Genomic DNA, 589 nt, shown 5'->3' with positions numbered 1-589 from the left:
AAGTACCAGTCGCAATGACGGGTGCCGAGGGTGTCGCGGGTCAGTTTGCGGTCGATCTTGTTGATCGGGAATTCCAGACCGGAGAAGTCCAGCAGGCTGGTCTTGCCGGAAGCCTGCGGACCGATCAGCAAGTACCACGGCAAGTCACTGCGCCAGCGCTCGCTGCGGCCGCGATACAGACTCGACGTCTTCAGGGTTTTCAGCGCGTCTTTGAAGCGCGCCTTCAACTCTTTCTGCTCTTCGTCGATCAACTCTTCACGGCGGATACGGTCCTGGCCGTCCTCGCTTTCTTCCTCGGCTTTCTTGCGAATACCCGAGCGCCAGCTGACGAAGACCATGGTCAGGCCCCAGATCAGGAACAGCACAGCGATGGTCAGCAAGCGAGAGGTCGAGCTCTCCCAGAACTTGTAGTCATCAACCGCCAACAACGGGCCGACGAACCACACCAGCAGCGCCACGAACAGCACCAACAGCAAGGTCCAGACCCAGGTCTGGCGCAGGAAGGCGCCGACTTTCTTGAAAAACTTTTTCATCACACGTCCCTGTTTACGGCTGCGACTGCGGTTGCACCGCGGCCGGATCAAGCGGC

1 pseudogene is annotated in these 589 nt (G+C 59.4%); it reads right to left on the bottom strand.

The features are described 5' to 3' along the window. A pseudogene (locus BK660_RS30975) lies at positions 1-533 on the bottom strand (type VI secretion system membrane subunit TssM); the annotation flags it as partial. Positions 534-589 lie beyond the last annotated feature (56 nt).

The organism is Pseudomonas brassicacearum (genome assembly GCF_003732265.1).
Classification (GTDB): domain Bacteria; phylum Pseudomonadota; class Gammaproteobacteria; order Pseudomonadales; family Pseudomonadaceae; genus Aquipseudomonas; species Aquipseudomonas brassicacearum_D.
This window is presented reverse-complemented; position numbering and strand designations above follow the sequence as displayed.